Genomic DNA, 15,310 nt, shown 5'->3' on the forward strand with positions numbered 1-15,310 from the left:
CGGAGCGTCGCCTAGGCGAGGACCGCCAGCGCCGTCGACAGGATCCCGAGGACGGCGCCCGCCCCGAGCAGGATCAGGCCGGTCAGGCGCAGCGCCCGCACCGCGTCGCTCCACCGGTGCAGGCGGATGCGGTGCGGATCCTCCTCGCGGTAGTGCACCTCCCGCTGGTCCGACCGTGTCGGCGTCAGCGGGTCCCCGGCGGACAGCGGACGCGATCGCACCTCGCCGGCCCGGGTCACCCAGTGCAGCGCGAGGGGCGGACCCTCCTCGAGGTAGGCGGTCGTCGTCAGCCAGCGTCCGTCGATCAGCGCCGCGACGAACGCGGCGAGCAGGAACAGCACGCCGAGGGGGAGGGTGACCAGCGAGAGGGCCTCGGAGATCGTCTCCAGCATGCAGCGTCCCTCCGACCGGATCCGGTGCTGAGCGTACCGAGTCGGCGGCCGGCGCGTCCGCAGTGGGACGCGCCCCGCCGCCGAGCCCGCGGGCCTCAGCCCCAGGCGACCTCGAGGTCGACGACGAACGTCACTCCGAAGCGGTCGCGCAGCATCCCGTAGAGGGGCGACCAGGCCGCCGGGGCCAGGGGCACGACGACCGCCGCCCCCTCCGAGAGGCCGTCCCAGAGGCGGTGCAGCTCGTCGGCGTCGGAGCCGCGCAGCGACACGAACACCGGGATCGTGCCCGGGTCGTAAGCCGTGTGCGCGGGGACGTCGTACGCCATGACGCGGAAGCCGGCCTCGGAGACGACCTGGCCCCACATCAGCTGGTCGGCCTCGTCGGGCGAGGTGACAGCGTTCGCGTCCGCGTAGGACATCGCGTCGACCCGGCCTCCCGTGACCGAGGCGTAGAACTCCAGCGCCTCGCGGGCCTGTCCGCGGAAGTTGAGGTGGGTCGTCGTGGTGATGCTCATGGTGCGCTCCTCGCAGTCGTGCCGGGTCGATCACCCGGTGCCCCGACGCTCCCAGGAGAAGAGGACGGTGACGGTCCTCTTCTCGGAATACCCTCGGGACGTGCCCACGACGACCGAGCGGCTCCTCCTGCTCCTCTCCCTCCTGCAGACCCGCCGCGACTGGCCGGGCGGAGTGCTCGCGGAGCGCCTGGGGATCGCGCCGCGGACGGTGCGTCGCGACGTCGACCGACTCCGCACGATGGGCTACCGGATCGACGCGGCGAAGGGCCCCGACGGCGGGTACCGGCTCGAGGCCGGCGCCGAGCTCCCGCCGCTGCTCTTCGACGACGAGCAGGTGCTCGCCCTCACCGCCGCCCTGCGCGCGCCGGTCGCGGGGCTCGAGGAGGCGTCGGCCCGTGCGCTGGCGACGGTGCGGCAGGTCCTGCCCGCCCGGCTCCGGCCCCGAGCTGATGCGCTGCGCTTCACGGTCGCGGCGGCGCCGGCCCCCGCGGTCCCTCCGGAGCGGCTGGTCGCGGTCGCGGCGGCCGTCCGGGCCTCGGAGGTGCTCCGCTTCGCGTACGCGGAGGCGGTGCGCCGCGTCGAGCCCCACCACCTGGTCGCGCGTCAGGGCCGCTGGTACCTCATCGGCTTCGACCTCGACCGCGACGACTGGCGGGTGTTCCGCGTCGACCGGCTCGAGCCGCGCTCACCCCGCGGTGCCCGCTTCCGCCGCCGGGCGCTGCCGGTCCGGAGTCCCGCCGAGTTCCTGGAGGCGCGGTTCCGCGGCGGAGCGCCCGGGGAGGGGTGGCCGTGCCGCGGCTCGGTGGTGCTCGAGGCGCCCGCCGCCGAGGTCCTGCCCTACGCGGGCGACGGGGAGGTGGAGGACCTCGGCGACGCGGGCTGCCGACTCGCCCTCGGCGCCTGGTCGTGGGAGGCGCTCGCCGCGTCGTTCGGCCGGTTCGACGCTCCGATGGCGGGGGCCGAGCCGCCCGAGCTGGCCGCCGCGTTCCGCGTGCTCGCGGAGCGGTACGCCGCGGCGGGAGCCTGACAGGACCGCGGCGGCCGTCCGGCGCCGCTACTTCACCGAGTACCGGGCGCTCCCCGTGCTGCCGTCCGCCGTCGTGACCGTCAGCGTCCAGCAGGTGCCCCGCTTCGCGGGCACCGTCCACGCCTTCACGTAGCGGTTCGTCGCGGTGTCGTAGCGGAGGCGTCCGGTCAGGGTGGTCGTCGGCGCTCCGGTGAGGACGGCGCCGGCGGTGCAGGAGGTCTGCCTCTGCGTGACGCTGCGCACGTCGGCGAGGGCGGAGTGGCGGAACGTTCCCGCGGAGGACGTCGAGGTCACCTGGAACGTCATGCCGGTCGCGGCTCCGGCGGCCACGCTCTTCACCGAGGTGCTGAGCCCGCCGATCGTCCACGGGGTCACGGTGTAGGACGCGGTGAGGGTCGAGACGTTGCCCGCCCGGTCGGTCGCGGTCGCCCGGTACACGTGCGGACCGACGGAGCGGCCGCCGCCCGTGATCACGCAGGCGCCGGTGAGGCCCGAGAGCGCGTCGTCCGCGAGGCAGCGCGCCTCCGGGAGCACCGTGCCGTACGGGTAGGACCCCTCGGGCCTCGACGTGAACGAGAGCTGCGGCTTCGTGGTGTCGATGGCGATGCCGCTGCGGGTCGTCGTGGCGCGGTTGCCCGCGTTGTCGACGGCGGTGCCGGTGACGCTCTGGCCGGGGCCCTCGCGCAGGATCCGCGCGGGGGTGCAGCTGCGGATCCCGGAGCCGCTGCCGTCGGCGCAGGAGAAGCCGACGGAGACGGGGGAGCGGAACCAGCCCGCGGCGTTCGGAGCCGCCGGCGCGGTCGTCGCGGTGATGGTGGGGACGCCGGTGTCGACGATCCGGTAGGTCGCCGCGGCGGTCGTGGTCAGTCCTCCGGGGTCGGTCCAGGTGCAGGTCGCCGTGCGGGTGCCGAGGCCGTTCACGAGCGTGCCGGTGACGACGGCCTCCTCGCTGAACGTTCCGCTCTCCGCATCCGTGATCGCGCAGGCGGCCCTCGGCTCCGAGCCCTTCTCGTAGGAGGCGCCGTCGGTGGCGGAGGCGACCGTCACGACGGGCGGGGTGTTCGCGGGGACCACGGTGACCGTGTGCGGCACGCCGGCCGTGGTGCCGTACGCGTTCCGCGCGCTCACCGTGAAGGTGGAGTCGCCTGCGGTGGTCGGCCTGCCCGAGACGACGCCCTCCGGCGAGAGGGCCACCCCCGCGGGAAGGGCGCCGGACGAGACTTCGAAGGTCGCGGCCGGGCCGGACGCCGTGAAGGTCGCGGAGTAGCGGGTCCCGGTCTTGACGAGCGTCTCGGCGGTGTCGGCGGTGAGGGTCGGCAGCGGGCCGATCGCGAAGGCGTGGTTGAAGCCGACCGCGATGCCGGTGGCGCCGGTGATCCCGGCCGGGACGTCCAGCTCCGTGTCGCCGTCGGGGTGCAGGGAGACGACGGTGCCGTCGGACGTCAGCAGGACGCTGAAGCCGATGCCGGCGGCGATCGCGGTGATGCCGCCGAGATCGGCGGGGACCCGCGGCAAGCCGGAGTCGGCGGGGTCGCCCCAGGTGACGACGGTGCCGTCCCGCTTCAGGGCGAGGCTGTGGGAGTAGCTGACCGAGACGGCGACGACGTCGCGGAGGCCTGCCGGGGCGGTGTACGCGCCCCTGTCGTCGCCGCCCCACGCCACGACCGTCCCGTCGGCGCGCAGCGCGAGGCTGTTCCAGCCGCCCGCGGCGATCGCGACCACTCCGGAGAGACCCGCCGGCACGTCGGTCGCTCCGAACTGATCGGAGCCCCAGGCCGCCACGGTCCCGTCGCCCCGCAGAGCGAGGGTGTGGTAGCTGCCCGCGGCGACGGCGGTCACGCCGCCGAGTCCGGCCGGGACGTCGGTCTGGCCCTGACGGTCGTCGCCCCACGCGACGACCGTCCCCTCCATCGTGAGGGCGATGCTGTGGAGGTACCCGGTCGAGATCGCCGTCACCTCGCGGAGCCCGGCCGGCACGTCCCGCTCGCCCTCCAGATCCGCTCCCCAGGCCTCGACGGTGCCGTCGGTGTGGAGCGCGAGGGTGTGGCTGTAGCTGCTCGCGACGTCCGTGAGGTCGGACATGCCCGCCGGCACGTCCCACTCCCCGTTGAGGTAGCGCCCCCAGGCGGCGACGCCGTTGGCGAGGTGGTCGTTCCCGACCGGCACCGGGTCCGGCTCGGCGGAGGCGAGGGGGGCCGCAGTGCCGGCGAGCAGCGCGACGGTCGCGGTCAGAGCGAGCAGAGTGCGGCGCAGACCCGCGGCGGTGCGGGCGGGGCGCGGAGAAGCGGGGTCGGTCACGGGCTCACGCTAGGGGTCCGCTCTCGTCCACGGCGGGGGCGGGGGCGCCCTGTAGCGGACATGTCCTCTAGAGGGCGGAGCGCCGCTTCTCCAGGGCGGAGCCCGCGCCCTCCAGGGCGGAGCCTGGCCCCTCGGGGCCCGCGGCGGAAGGGCTTGCCCGGATCCGCGGCGGGCGATTGGCTGGAGGGCAGGAGAGAGAGGTGTCACCATGACGCAGACCTTCCCCGCCTGGTTGCGGGATCAGCAGAAGAGGGACGACGAGGTCGGCCGCTTCGCGCAGGCCTTCGGCGGTCGCGACGACCTGCCCGAGCACGGCGGCCGCGCGATCTACGACGGCTACTTCGCCAGCGAGCCCGAGTCGGCGCAGGCCGATCTGGACCGCGCCTGGATGGAGTTCGAGGCGCACCCCGAGCCGTCCGCCACGTCCGACGAGCCGGAGGGACTCCGATGAGCGACCAGACCCCGAGCCCCGTCGAGGACCCGGACGACCAGTCCGACAAGCCGTCGCAGGCCGAGGGCGAGGACGAGCGCGACACCCCGCACGAGGTCCTGCCCGCCGAGGGCAAGCCCTCGAAGGCCGAGGGCTGAGCCGACGCACTGAGCCGACGCACTCCCCGGAGGGGCGCATCCTGCAGAGGGTGCGCCCCTCCGTCGCGTCAGCGCCCGGTGACCGCCAGCAGCTCGTGCGCCGCGGCGCTGTCCGGGTAGCGGGAGAGCACGCGCTCCAGATCGCGCCGAGCCGGAGCCGTGCGCCCGTCCGAGAGGAGCGTGCTCGCGCGCTCGAGCAGCGCCTCCGCCCGCAGCTCCACGGGACGCGCGCTGGTGACGGTCGGGCGCACCACGCGGTCGAACGCCTCGAGGGCGCCCTCGATCAGGCCGAGCTCGCGGAGAGCGACGCCGCGGCGGATGAGCACCGCGGCGGAGGCGGCGTCCACGTTGTCGACGGGCGCCGAGAACTCGGCCACGTCGCTCCAGCGTCGGCGGGCGGAGTAGAGGGAGGCGAGCGTCGACGCCGCGAGGGTCGACGGCTCCAGGGTCTCGACCGCCACGACCGCCGCGGCCGGATCCGTGGGTGCCGCCAGCTCCGCGTAGAGCAGGCGCAGCGCCGGGGCGTCGAGCGGCACCTCCACGTCGAGGCCGCCGCTCAGCGGCAGGCGGACGGTCAGCGCGATCCCGTAGCGGCGGAGGAAGGAGTCGGCCGACGGGTCGTAGCGGATGCGCACCAGCCAGCCGGTGAGCCGCAGAGCGCGATCGTCGTCCGCGGAGTGCAGGGCGTCGCGGACGAGCTCGACGACGGCCGCGAGGCGCGAGCCCTCGGGGGAGCCGGTGGTCGCCTCGTGCAGGTCCTCCGCCGGCGCCCCGGCGCGCACGAGCCGGAGCAGGGGCGCCTCCCACGCCGGAGCGAGGGCGGAAGGGCGCACGAGACCCGGCCCGCCGGGCATGCTGAGCCAGCCGGACAGCCGGGAGCGGTGGTCCTCGAGGGAGAGCGGTTCGCCGGCCGCCCGGAGCCGGGGGCGCACGAGGGCACGGAGCTCACCGCTCCGCCGGAAGCCGACTGCCACGGCCGATCCCCCTCCGCGTGCGACGGCGGCTGAGGACCGTCGATCCGCCGAGTCTACGGCGTCGCGCCCCGCCGTCACCCCCGAACGGGGAGCGACGCGCTGGCGGCGATCCCCCGCCTCCCGTCGTCGCCCCCCGGCGCTGTCAGGCGCCGATCGAGCCCGCCGTGCGCAGCGGCATCACGTCGGGCTTCTCGGCGGTGCTCGCGATCGTCACGACCGCCTTCTCCTCGTTCGAGCGGAGCACGGCGTCCATGATCTCGAGCACGTGCAGGGCCACGCGGCCGGAGGCGCGGTGAGGGCGGTCCTCCGCGATCGCCTCTGCGAGGTCGGCCAGTCCCACTCCGCGACCGGTGTCGATCACGCCGGCGGAGTCGGGGACGACCCGCCAGTCCTCGTCGCGGACGGCGACCTCGACCGGGTCCGAGAACATGTTCGGATCCGGGACCGAGATGGTGCCCTCGGTGCCGTAGACCTCGAACTTCGGGGCCCGGCTGCGCCAGACCTCGAAGCTCACGGTGACGGTGGTGGCGACTCCGCTCGCGTGCTCGAGCAGCGCGGTGATGTGCGTGTCGATCGTCACCTCGATCGGCGTGCCCGCCTTCGGCCCGGTCTCGATCGTGCGCGGGCGGTCGGAGCGGGTGGCCAGGCCCGTGACGCGGACGACCGGCCCGAAGAAGTGCACGAGCGCCGTCAGGTAGTACGGGCCCATGTCCAGCAGCGGGCCGCCGCCGGGCTGGTAGTAGAACTCGGGCGCCGGGTGCCAGCGCTCGTGGCCGGGCGCGGCCCAGTGCACCTGCGCGGCGATCGGGGTGCCGATCGCTCCGGAGTCGAGGGTGAGGCGCGCGGTCTGCACGCCGGTCCCGAGCACCGTGTCCGGGGCGCTCGCGAAGCGCAGGCCCAGCTCGTCCGCGAGGTCGAGCATCGGCGCGGCCTCGGCCGGGTTCAGCCCGAGCGGCTTCTCGGCGAAGACGTGCTTGCCCGCCTTCAAGGCGCGGGTGCCGATCTCGACGTGCGCCGCCGGGATGGTGAGGTTCAGCACCGCATCGATCTCCGGGTCGTCGATCAGCGCGTCGACGGTGAGGGCGCGGACGCCCTGCTCGTCGGCGACCTGCTGCGCCCGCTCCTGGTTCAGGTCGGCGACCGCGACGAGGCGGAGGCCGGGGAAGGTCGGGAGGTTCGCGAGGTACTGCTCGCTGATCTTCCCGACGCCGATGATGCCGACTCTCAGCGGGACGCCCACAGCATTCCCCTCTCGATGATCGTGCGGACGTTGTCGTCCTGGAGGATCTCGACGCGGTGGCCCGGCGTCGAGACGAAGATGCGGCCCTCGCCCCAGAGGCGTGTCCAGATCGCGGGGGAGGTGATGGGGCGCTTCCACGGGTCCCACGGGCGGACGGCCTGCGTGGTCGTGGCGAGCACGTCGTTGTAGTCGTCGTGCAGCACCCAGTACTGCTCCGTGACCAGCTCGAAGTCGGAGATGCCCTGCGTGATCGGGTGGTCGGCGGCGAGGGCCGTCATCTCGATCGTGTGCGGCATGTAGTTGTCCGACTGCTGGCCGGTGCGCTCGTCCGGGTGCTTGCCGGGGTGCGAGGCGAACTGGCCGCCGATCAGCTGCAGGTAGTCGGAGTTGTCGCGGTAGGAGTCGGCGATCCCGCCGTGCCAGCCGGCGAGGCCCGTGCCGCGCTCGACCGCCGCGCGGAGGCCCAGGAACTCCTCCCACTGGATGGAGGTCATCGTGTTCGACTGCACGATCAGGTCGACCGTCCGCATGTAGGCCTCGTCGGCGTACACGGCGGTCGACTCCTCGACGCGCACGTCGTAGCCGTTGTCGCGGAGGAACGGCAGGAACAGCTCGGTCGCCTCGACCGGTTGGTGGCCGTCCCAGCCCCCTCGGACGACGAGGGCCGTCTTGCCGGGAGTGGTCGGGGAGTGGTCGGTCATCGTCGTCCTCACGTGCGGGCGGATCGCTCCGCGGTTCGTCATCGAACAGGACTTGCGCAACTTCTGCGCGGGAGCCCCGGCGTCCGACCATCATGCACCGCGGTTCCCGGCGGGAGCAAGCCGTCCGCGCGCCGGTCCAGTTGCGAAAGTCGGTATCCGCTACGGTGAGCACATGCCCGACCACGACGACGTCTCCGGAGCGACCACCCGCCCGACCATGGCGCTCATCGCCGAGCGCGCCGGGACGAGCGTCCCCACCGTCTCGAAGGTGCTCAACGGCGGCACCGACGTCTCGGAGGCGACCCGTCTGCGCGTGATGGAGGCGGCGCACGCGCTCGGCTACCGCCGCCGTCCGCGCCTGCGCCCGCCGGTGGAGGATCCGCACTCCGCCCAGATCGTCGACGTCGTCGTCGGCCACATCGGCGGCACGTGGATCGGCCCGGTCCTCGAGGGCATCGAGGCCGAGGCCTCCGCCGCCGGGGTCGACCTGGTGCTCACCCGCGCCCGCGACGACGGCGCCTGGATCAGCCGCCTCCTCCGCCGCCCCTCGCTCGGCGCCATCGTGGTGCTGGTCAACGTCTCGGCCGCGCAGCTGCACCTGCTGACCACCGCCGAGCTGCCCGTCGTCGTCGTCGACCCCAGCACGCGGCCGCCGGCCGACGTCGCGAGCGTCGGCGCGACCAACTGGGACGGGGGCCGCATGGCCGCCGAGCACCTCCTCGACGCCGGCCACACCCGCTTCGGCGTCCTCGGCGGCACCCGCACCCAGCTCTACAGCAGCGCCCGGATCGACGGCTTCACCACCGCGCTCCGCGCCGCCGGGGTCGAGGATCCGCGGGTCGCCTACTGCGACTGGGACCGCGAGCTGGCCCGCGAGGCCGCCGGGCTGATGCTCGCCGAGCCCGACGCGCCGTCTGCCTTCTTCGCCTGCTCCGACGTGATGGCGCTCGGCGTCTACGAGGCCGCCGACGACGCCGGCCTCCGCATCCCCCGCGACCTCAGCGTCATCGGCTTCGACGACGTCGAGGAGTCGGCCTGGGCGACCCCGCCGATGACCACGATCCAGCAGCCCATCGGCGAGATGGGCGCCATCGCCTTCCGGATGCTGCACCAGGCGCACCGGTCGGCGACCCCGCTCGCCTCGGGAGCCTCGGCCACCCGCATGGAGCTGGAGACGCGGCTGATCCGCCGCGCCTCCGTCGCACCCGTGCGCGTCTAGCCCGCCCTCCGCGGGATCGATGCGTCACGATCGGCCCCTCTCCCGCGCCCGTGACGACCGTTCGTGACGCATCGACCCCGGCGGGCGCCGCGGTCGGTGGCGACCCGGGTCGCACCGCCTATGCTGCCCGGATGCGCAGCGCGACCGGGGGGATGGTGGTCGCGTCGTTCGTCTCGCGGATCCTCGGGTTCGTCCGGCTGGCGCTCCTGATCGTGGCGGTCGGCGGCACGAGCGCGTCGGTCGGCGGGCAGGTGTTCGAGGTCGCGAACTCCGCGCCCACCTACCTGTACGGGCTCATCGCGGGCGGGGTGCTCGGCGCGGTGCTCGTGCCGCAGATGGTCCGGGCGCGGGCCGACGGACCGGAGGGCGTGCGGACCCTCGAGCGGCTGCTCACCGTGTGCCTCGGCGGAGCGGCGCTCCTCACGGCCGCCTGCACGCTCGCGGCGCCGCTGATCGTCGGGCTCTACGCCGGGGGCTGGTCGGCCGACTGGGCTCTGCTCGCCACCCAGATGGCCTACTGGTGCCTGCCGCAGATCTTCTTCTACATCGTCTTCGCCGTCTTCTCGCAGCTGCTCAACTCCGCCGAGAAGTACGGGCCGGGCGCGTGGGCGCCCGCCTGCGCGAACGTGATCTCGGTGCTCGGGATCGCGGTGTTCCTCCTGATCCACCCCGAGGCGGCGTCGACACCCGCCGACGAGTGGACGCCGGAGATGGTGGCGCTCCTGTGCGGCACTGCCACTGCGGCGATCGTGGTGCAGGGGGTGATCGCGGTCGCGTTCTCGCGGTCCGTCGGCGTCCGCCTGCGGCCGCGCTTCGGCGTCGCCGGGCTCGGCGGAGTGTCGCGGGACGCGGTCTGGGTGTTCCTCGGCGCCCTCGTCGCAGAGGTGTCGTACATCGTCGTCTCGAACGCGGCGACGGCGGCCGGCCAGGCCATGAACCGCGCCGGCGTCGACGGGCCGAGCCTCAACTCCTTCTCGAGCGCGCAGCTGCTGCTCCTGCTGCCGCACGGCATCCTGGTCGTCTCCGTCGCCACGGCGATGTTCACGCCGCTCAGCCGGGACCTGCACCGCGGCGATCGGGCGGCCGCGGCGGTGAACCTCCGACGGACCGAGGACGCGGTGCTCGCCGTCACTCTGCTCGCGACGCTCCTGTTCGTCGCGGCGGCGCCACTGCTCACGCAGCTCGTCTTCGGCACACCGGTGATCGGCGGAGTCCTGCAGCTGCTCGCCCTGAGTCTGGTCGGCTTCAGCCAGACCTACGTTCTCAACCGGGCGATGTTCGCGCTGGGTCGGGCCCGCGACTCGCTGGCGACCCAGGTCGTCTCGGCCGTCGGCGTCGCGGCGGGGGCGCTCGTCGGCGGGCTCCTCCTGCCTGCCGAACTCGTCGTGCCGGCGATCGCGGGCGGCACCGCCCTCGGGACCACGGCCGCGTGGGCCCTCGCCCACTGGCTGGTCCGGCGCCGGATCGGCGTCGTGCCGCAGCCGACCCGGGACCGCCGCGCCGCTCTCGTCGCGGCGCTGGTCGCAGCCTGCGCGTCGGTGCCGCTCGGCCTGCTGCTCGCCGTGCCCGCCGACCGCCTCGCGGCCGGCGCCGTGCTGCTGCCGGTCGGACTCGCGATCACCGCCCTGTTCGTGGTCGTGCACCGGGTCGTCGGCGGGCGCTGGCTCTGGTCGCTGGTGCTCGCGCCGCTCTGAGGGGCTGCGCGTGCGGTCCCGCAGCCCCGACCCTCAGTGCCCCGCGCCGAGATTCCCGGCGAGGCGGCCGTGCATCCGGGTGGAGGCGTCGTTCATGCCCGCGATCACGGCGCGGGTGCCGTGGCGCTCGTACTTGGTCGTGACGGCGTCCAGCGCGGCGACGGTCGAGGCGTCCCAGATGTGGGAGCCGGAGAGGTCGATCACGACGTGCGCAGGGTCCTCCGCGTACGAGAACTGCGTGGTGAGGTCGTTGCTGGAGGCGAAGAACAGCTCGCCGGTGACCGTGTAGTGGGCCGTCGATCCGTCGGCCGAGAGGGTGCGCTCGACGGTGGCGAAGTGGGCGACCCGGCGGGCGAAGACGACCATGGCGGCGAGGACGCCGACGACGACTCCGATCGCCAGGTTGTGGGTGAGGACGACCACGACGACCGTGGCGATCATGACGACCGTCTCGCCGACGGGCATCCGCCTCAGGGTCGACGGGCGGATGCTGTGCCAGTCGAACGTCGCCACCGAGACCATCACCATCACCGCGACCAGCGCGGCCATCGGGATGATCGCGACGAGGTCGCCGAGCGCGACGACGAGGATCAGGAGGAACACGCCGGCGAGGAAGGTCGAGATGCGGGTGCGGGCGCCGGACGCCTTCACGTTGATCATCGTCTGGCCGATCATCGCGCAGCCGCCCATGCCGCCGAACAGGCCGGAGAGCACGTTCGCGGCGCCCTGCCCGAGCGACTCGCGGGTCTTCCGGGAGGGGGTGTCGGTGATGTCGTCGACGAGCTTCGCGGTCATCAGCGACTCGAGGAGTCCGACGAGCGCCATCGCGACGGCGTACGGCGCGATGGTCGTGAAGGTCTCCCAGGTCAGCGGTACGTTCGGCAGGAACAGCTCGGGGAGGCTGCGGGGCAGCTCGCCCTGATCGCCCACGGTGGGGACGGCGACCGCCGTCACGACGACCGCCGCGGTGATGAGGACGATGGCGACGAGAGGCGCCGGAACGGCCTTCGTCAGGCGCGGCATCACGACCATGATCACGATGCCGACGGCGACCAGCGGGTAGACCAGCCAGGGCACGCCGATCAGGTTGGGGATCTGCGCCGAGAAGATCAGGATCGCCAGCGCGTTCACGAATCCGACCATCACGCTGCGGGGGATGAAGCGCATGAGCTTCGCCACTCCGAGCAGCCCGAGCGCGATCTGGAACACGCCCGCGAGGATCACCGTCGCGATGAAGTAGTCCATCCCGTAGTCGCGGGCGACGGGGGCGATCACGAGGGCGACGGCGCCGGTGGCGGCGGTGATCATCGCGGGGCGTCCGCCGAGGAACGCGATCGACACGGCCATCACGAACGACGAGAAGAGGCCGACCCGCGGATCCACGCCCGCGATGATCGAGAACGAGATCGCCTCGGGGATGAGCGCGAGCGCGACCACGAGGCCGGCGAGGACCTCGCGGGTCAGGATGCGGGGGGTGCGCAGCGCCGTCATCACGGTGGGCTCGGCGTGGGGGCGGGCAGGGGTCTTCGAGGCGAGGGCCATCGCGGCGGCTCCAGGGAGTGGGAGGGGTGCTCGACGAGGAGCGCGGAGGGCTGCGGCATCGGGTCGGCGGAAGCGGGCGGGGATGCCAAGCTTGCAGAGGCGTGTCAGCAGCACGGGCAACCCTACCCTCACGTAAGGGTAGATCTGAAGGGGTGAGCAGGATCGGCACCATGCACATCGGCGAGCTCGCCGAGCGGACCGGCCTCTCGCTCCGGACCCTGCGGCACTACGACGAGATCGGCCTCGTGAAGGCGTCCGGCCGCACCGAGGGCGGCTTCCGCCTCTACACGTCCACCGACTACGACCGCCTGATCCTCATCCGCCGCATGAAGCCGCTCGGCTTCTCGCTGGAGGAGATGGCCGCGCTGCTCCGCGTGATCGACACCCTCGAGGCCGAGGGCGACGACGCGCCGGCCGAGGTCCGCGCGCAGCTCGACGCCTTCGTCGCGCAGGCCCGCGAGCGCCGCGAGGCGCTGAGCGCCCAGCTCGCGATGGCCGACGAGTTCGTCGAGCTGCTCACCAGCCGCTGAGCCCGGCCGCCTGCGCGATCGATGCGTCGCGAACGGCTCCCCTTCGCCTCCGATGACGACCTTTCGCGACGCATCGGATCCCGGGAGCGCGGGAGAGCCGCTCAGGTCGCGCTCGCGTCGGGCAGCTGCTCCGGGCAGTCGCCGCCCGGCTCGGTGGCGAGCTCGAAGTGCCAGATCTCGTTCGCGTAGATCTGGCAGAGCCCGTAGTCGGTGCCGTGCTGCGCGAGCCAGCTGTCCGCGTCCGTGTAGCCGATGTCGACCGCGCCGCCGGTGAGGTGGGCGGAGGAGGTGACGGATGCGACGCGGCGGCCGCGGCCTGACGGCGGCTCTCAGCCGCGCGGGCCGCGGGCCAGCAGGGCGTGCAGCAGCGGCAGTGCCGACGCGATCATCAGCACCGTCCCGAAGCCGCTGTCGTCCGGGCGCACGACGGCGCCGGCGATCAGCAGTCCCGCGAACAGCACGGCCGAGATCACGCGGCGGACGGTGCCCTCGAGCCGGTTCAGCCGGCGCTCGATGGTGGGGACGGTGACCGCGAGCTCGCCGTCGTCGAGGGTCGTGACGAGCTCGTCGAGCCGGCGCGGCAGGCGCCAGATCAGGCCGAGCGTGTCGACGGCCTGCTTGCCGACGTCCTGCACGACGGAGCCGCGCTCCTCGCGGATCAGCTGCTGCGCGTAGGGCTCGACCGAGTCCCACAGGTTGAAGGCCGGGTCGAGCGCGCTGCAGACGCCCGAGGTCAGCGACATCGCGCGGATGACGAGCAGGAAGTTCTCGGGGAGCTGGAACGGCAGCGCGCGCACCACGTCGCCGAACTGCACGGCGAAGTCGCGGAACTCGCGCGGATCCACCTCCCGCAGCTCGGCGAAGCCCATGCCGCCGAAGCGGGCGAAGAGCTGCGTGAGCGCCCGCTCCAGCTCGCGGGAGTCGGCCGAGGGGAGGAGGACGCCGACCGCGCGGGCCGCGTCGACGAGCCCCTTGCCGTCGCGGGATGCGGCGGCGATCAGCATCCGGCGCAGTCCTGCGCGGGTGCTCGGCGGCACCTCGCCCATCATCCCGAAGTCGATGAAGGTGAGGCGCCAGGGCAGCTCGCCCCCAGGGGTCGGCGTGACGAAGACGTTGCCGGGGTGCGGATCCGCGTGGAAGTAGCCGTTGGTGAAGAGCTGGTCGAACATCACGGCCGCGAAGACCGGAGCGACCTCCCGCGGGTCGATCCCGGCGGCCAGCAGCGCGGCGTGGTCGGTGATCTTGATCGCGGTGACGTCCTCGAGCGTGAGGACCTTGCGGGTCGAGCGCTCCCAGACCACGTCCGGGACGGCCACCCGGGCGTCGCCCGCGAAGTCGGCGGCGAAGCGGACGGAGTTGGCCGCCTCCTGCAGGTAGTCGATCTCCTCGAGGCTGGTGACCGCGAACTCCTCGACGAGCGCCGGGGCGTCGACGCGGTCCGAGACCAGGCGCACGTGGCTGAGCCAGCCGCCGACGCGGCGCAGAGCCGCGAGGTCGACCTCGACGATCTGGTCGATCCCCGGCCGCTGCACCTTCATGATGGCGGCGGAGTAGCCGGTGTCCTCGGCGTCGACGGGGGAGAGCCGGGCGCGGTGAGCCTGCCCGAGAGAGGCGGCGGCGACGGGCGACTCGTCGACTCCGGCGTACGCGCGCTCGAGCGGCAGCCCGAGCTCGGACTCGGCCAGCACCCGGATCCGCGGGAACGGGACGGGCGGGACCTCGTCCTGCAGCCCCTCCAGCTCGCGGGTGATCTCGGGCGGCAGCACGTCCAGGCGCGACGACATGAACTGGCCGACCTTGATCATCAGGCCGCCGAGGTCGACCGCGAGCACGTGGAAGCTGCGGGCGAAGCGGCGCATCCGGCCGGGCCGGGTGCGGAGCGCGACGCGCGTGAGCCCCACCCGCGGCAGGAGCAGGTCGAAGAACCAGGTGACCGCGAGATGCCACGCGGCGAAGCGGAGGATCCGGCGGTAGCGCCGCCGGTCCTCCCGCTCTCGGTGGCCCGGGGCGGCAGGACCCGGGCTGACCGAGGCCACCCGGGTCAGTCCTGCGCGAGGATCGCGTACAGGCGGCGGCGCACGTCCTCGAGTTCGGCGACGGCCTTGCGGATCTGCTCGGGGGTGCCCGAGCGTCCGACCTGGGCCGCGGCCTGGGCGAGCTCGAGGCCCGCCTTGGGCAGGGCGCCGAAGTCGACGTGGTCGGAGTCGTTCCACGGGGTCGAGGTGCCGTGCTCGGCGACCGTCGCGCGGCCGGCATCGGTCAGCGTGTAGGTCTTGCGGCCGTTCTGCTCGTCGGCCGTGATGAGTCCCTCGTCCGCGAGGAGCTGGAGGGTCGGGTAGACCGAGCCGGGGCTCGGCTTCCAGTCGCCTCCGCTGCGCTCCTCGATCTCGCGGATGATCTGGTAGCCGTGCATGGGCTGCTCGGCGAGGAGCGCGAGCACCGCGGTGCGCACGTCCCCGCGGCCGACCCGGGAGCCGACGCGCTTCTCCATGCGGGAGCGGGCCTGCTCCATCGCGCGCCAGATGCTCTCGATGGGCGTGCCGGTGCCGAACGCGCCGGTCGATGACGATCCGTTCATGATGACCTCCTG

The 15,310-nt window shown here is 73.6% G+C and carries 15 protein-coding genes; 6 read left to right on the forward strand and 9 right to left on the reverse strand.

All coding sequences use genetic code 11. From position 1 onward, the window contains the following. Nucleotides 1-11: 11 nt before the first annotated feature. Both C5D66_RS17200 and C5D66_RS12265 read right to left on the reverse strand, forming a co-directional pair. Complete coding sequence (locus C5D66_RS17200) at nucleotides 12-392, reverse strand: hypothetical protein (protein ID WP_181067923.1); 381 nt, start codon at nucleotides 390-392, stop codon at nucleotides 12-14. A gap of 95 nt (nucleotides 393-487) precedes the next feature. After that, the gene (locus tag C5D66_RS12265; RefSeq protein ID WP_104251003.1) at nucleotides 488-907 is read right to left on the reverse strand and encodes a VOC family protein; all 420 of its coding nucleotides are present in this window, start codon (nucleotides 905-907) and stop codon (nucleotides 488-490) included. Between the two features lie 100 nt (nucleotides 908-1,007). Between C5D66_RS12265 and C5D66_RS12270 the strand changes: the two genes are divergently transcribed. Further along, the gene (locus C5D66_RS12270) at nucleotides 1,008-1,934 is read left to right on the forward strand and encodes a YafY family protein (RefSeq protein WP_258063919.1); all 927 of its coding nucleotides are present in this window, start codon (nucleotides 1,008-1,010) and stop codon (nucleotides 1,932-1,934) included. A gap of 27 nt (nucleotides 1,935-1,961) precedes the next feature. Here C5D66_RS12270 and C5D66_RS12275 read toward each other — a convergent pair whose 3' ends face one another. Beyond that, nucleotides 1,962-4,232: a PxKF domain-containing protein gene (locus tag C5D66_RS12275; RefSeq protein WP_104255951.1), complete on the reverse strand. Its 2,271-nt coding sequence runs from the start codon at nucleotides 4,230-4,232 to the stop codon at nucleotides 1,962-1,964. Between the two features lie 208 nt (nucleotides 4,233-4,440). Here C5D66_RS12275 and C5D66_RS12280 point away from each other — a divergent pair, with 208 nt between their 5' ends. Both C5D66_RS12280 and C5D66_RS17205 read left to right on the forward strand, forming a co-directional pair. Next, on the forward strand, nucleotides 4,441-4,683 hold the full coding sequence (locus tag C5D66_RS12280; protein ID WP_104227148.1) for a hypothetical protein: 243 nt from the start codon (nucleotides 4,441-4,443) through the stop codon (nucleotides 4,681-4,683). Further along, a complete protein-coding gene (locus C5D66_RS17205) occupies nucleotides 4,680-4,820 on the forward strand; it encodes a hypothetical protein (RefSeq protein WP_159940045.1) in 141 nt (46 codons plus the stop codon). Before C5D66_RS12280 ends, C5D66_RS17205 begins: the two co-directional genes overlap by 4 nt. A gap of 68 nt (nucleotides 4,821-4,888) precedes the next feature. Here the strand turns inward: C5D66_RS17205 and C5D66_RS12285 are convergent, their stop codons facing one another. The 3 genes from C5D66_RS12285 to C5D66_RS12295 form a co-directional block, all read right to left on the reverse strand. Continuing rightward, the gene (locus C5D66_RS12285; protein ID WP_104255952.1) at nucleotides 4,889-5,794 is read right to left on the reverse strand and encodes a tol-pal system YbgF family protein; all 906 of its coding nucleotides are present in this window, start codon (nucleotides 5,792-5,794) and stop codon (nucleotides 4,889-4,891) included. 142 nt (nucleotides 5,795-5,936) lie between these two features. Beyond that, nucleotides 5,937-7,034: a Gfo/Idh/MocA family protein gene (locus C5D66_RS12290; RefSeq protein WP_104255953.1), complete on the reverse strand. Its 1,098-nt coding sequence runs from the start codon at nucleotides 7,032-7,034 to the stop codon at nucleotides 5,937-5,939. After that, entirely contained in the window at nucleotides 7,019-7,735 is a 717-nt protein-coding gene (locus C5D66_RS12295; protein ID WP_104255971.1) for a ThuA domain-containing protein, read from the reverse strand. Before C5D66_RS12295 ends, C5D66_RS12290 begins: the two co-directional genes overlap by 16 nt. A 172-nt stretch (nucleotides 7,736-7,907) precedes the next feature. Between C5D66_RS12295 and C5D66_RS12300 the strand changes: the two genes are divergently transcribed. Then, nucleotides 7,908-8,954 carry a LacI family DNA-binding transcriptional regulator gene (locus C5D66_RS12300; RefSeq protein ID WP_104255954.1) on the forward strand — a complete coding sequence of 349 codons (1,047 nt, stop codon included), beginning with the start codon at nucleotides 7,908-7,910 and terminating at the stop codon, nucleotides 8,952-8,954. A 131-nt stretch (nucleotides 8,955-9,085) separates the two neighbouring features. Continuing rightward, nucleotides 9,086-10,648, forward strand: a complete 1,563-nt coding sequence (murJ, locus tag C5D66_RS12305; protein ID WP_104255955.1) for a murein biosynthesis integral membrane protein MurJ — start codon at nucleotides 9,086-9,088, stop codon at nucleotides 10,646-10,648. 33 nt (nucleotides 10,649-10,681) lie between these two features. Here the strand turns inward: murJ and C5D66_RS12310 are convergent, their stop codons facing one another. Beyond that, entirely contained in the window at nucleotides 10,682-12,190 is a 1,509-nt protein-coding gene (locus tag C5D66_RS12310) for a SulP family inorganic anion transporter (RefSeq protein WP_104255956.1), read from the reverse strand. Between the two features lie 170 nt (nucleotides 12,191-12,360). Between C5D66_RS12310 and C5D66_RS12315 the strand changes: the two genes are divergently transcribed. Next, nucleotides 12,361-12,720: a MerR family DNA-binding transcriptional regulator gene (locus tag C5D66_RS12315; protein ID WP_104227142.1), complete on the forward strand. Its 360-nt coding sequence runs from the start codon at nucleotides 12,361-12,363 to the stop codon at nucleotides 12,718-12,720. 329 nt (nucleotides 12,721-13,049) lie between these two features. Here C5D66_RS12315 and C5D66_RS12325 read toward each other — a convergent pair whose 3' ends face one another. Then, nucleotides 13,050-14,756, reverse strand: coding sequence for an AarF/ABC1/UbiB kinase family protein (locus C5D66_RS12325; RefSeq protein ID WP_104255957.1), 1,707 nt, complete (start codon nucleotides 14,754-14,756; stop codon nucleotides 13,050-13,052). A gap of 5 nt (nucleotides 14,757-14,761) precedes the next feature. Beyond that, nucleotides 14,762-15,298 (reverse strand): PadR family transcriptional regulator, encoded by a 537-nt coding sequence (locus C5D66_RS12330; protein ID WP_104224292.1) that lies wholly within the window; start codon nucleotides 15,296-15,298, stop codon nucleotides 14,762-14,764. Between the last annotated feature and the right edge of the window lie 12 nt (nucleotides 15,299-15,310).

The sequence above is a fragment of the Rathayibacter sp. AY1B4 genome (assembly GCF_002932815.1).
Taxonomy (GTDB): Bacteria; Actinomycetota; Actinomycetes; order Actinomycetales; family Microbacteriaceae; genus Rathayibacter.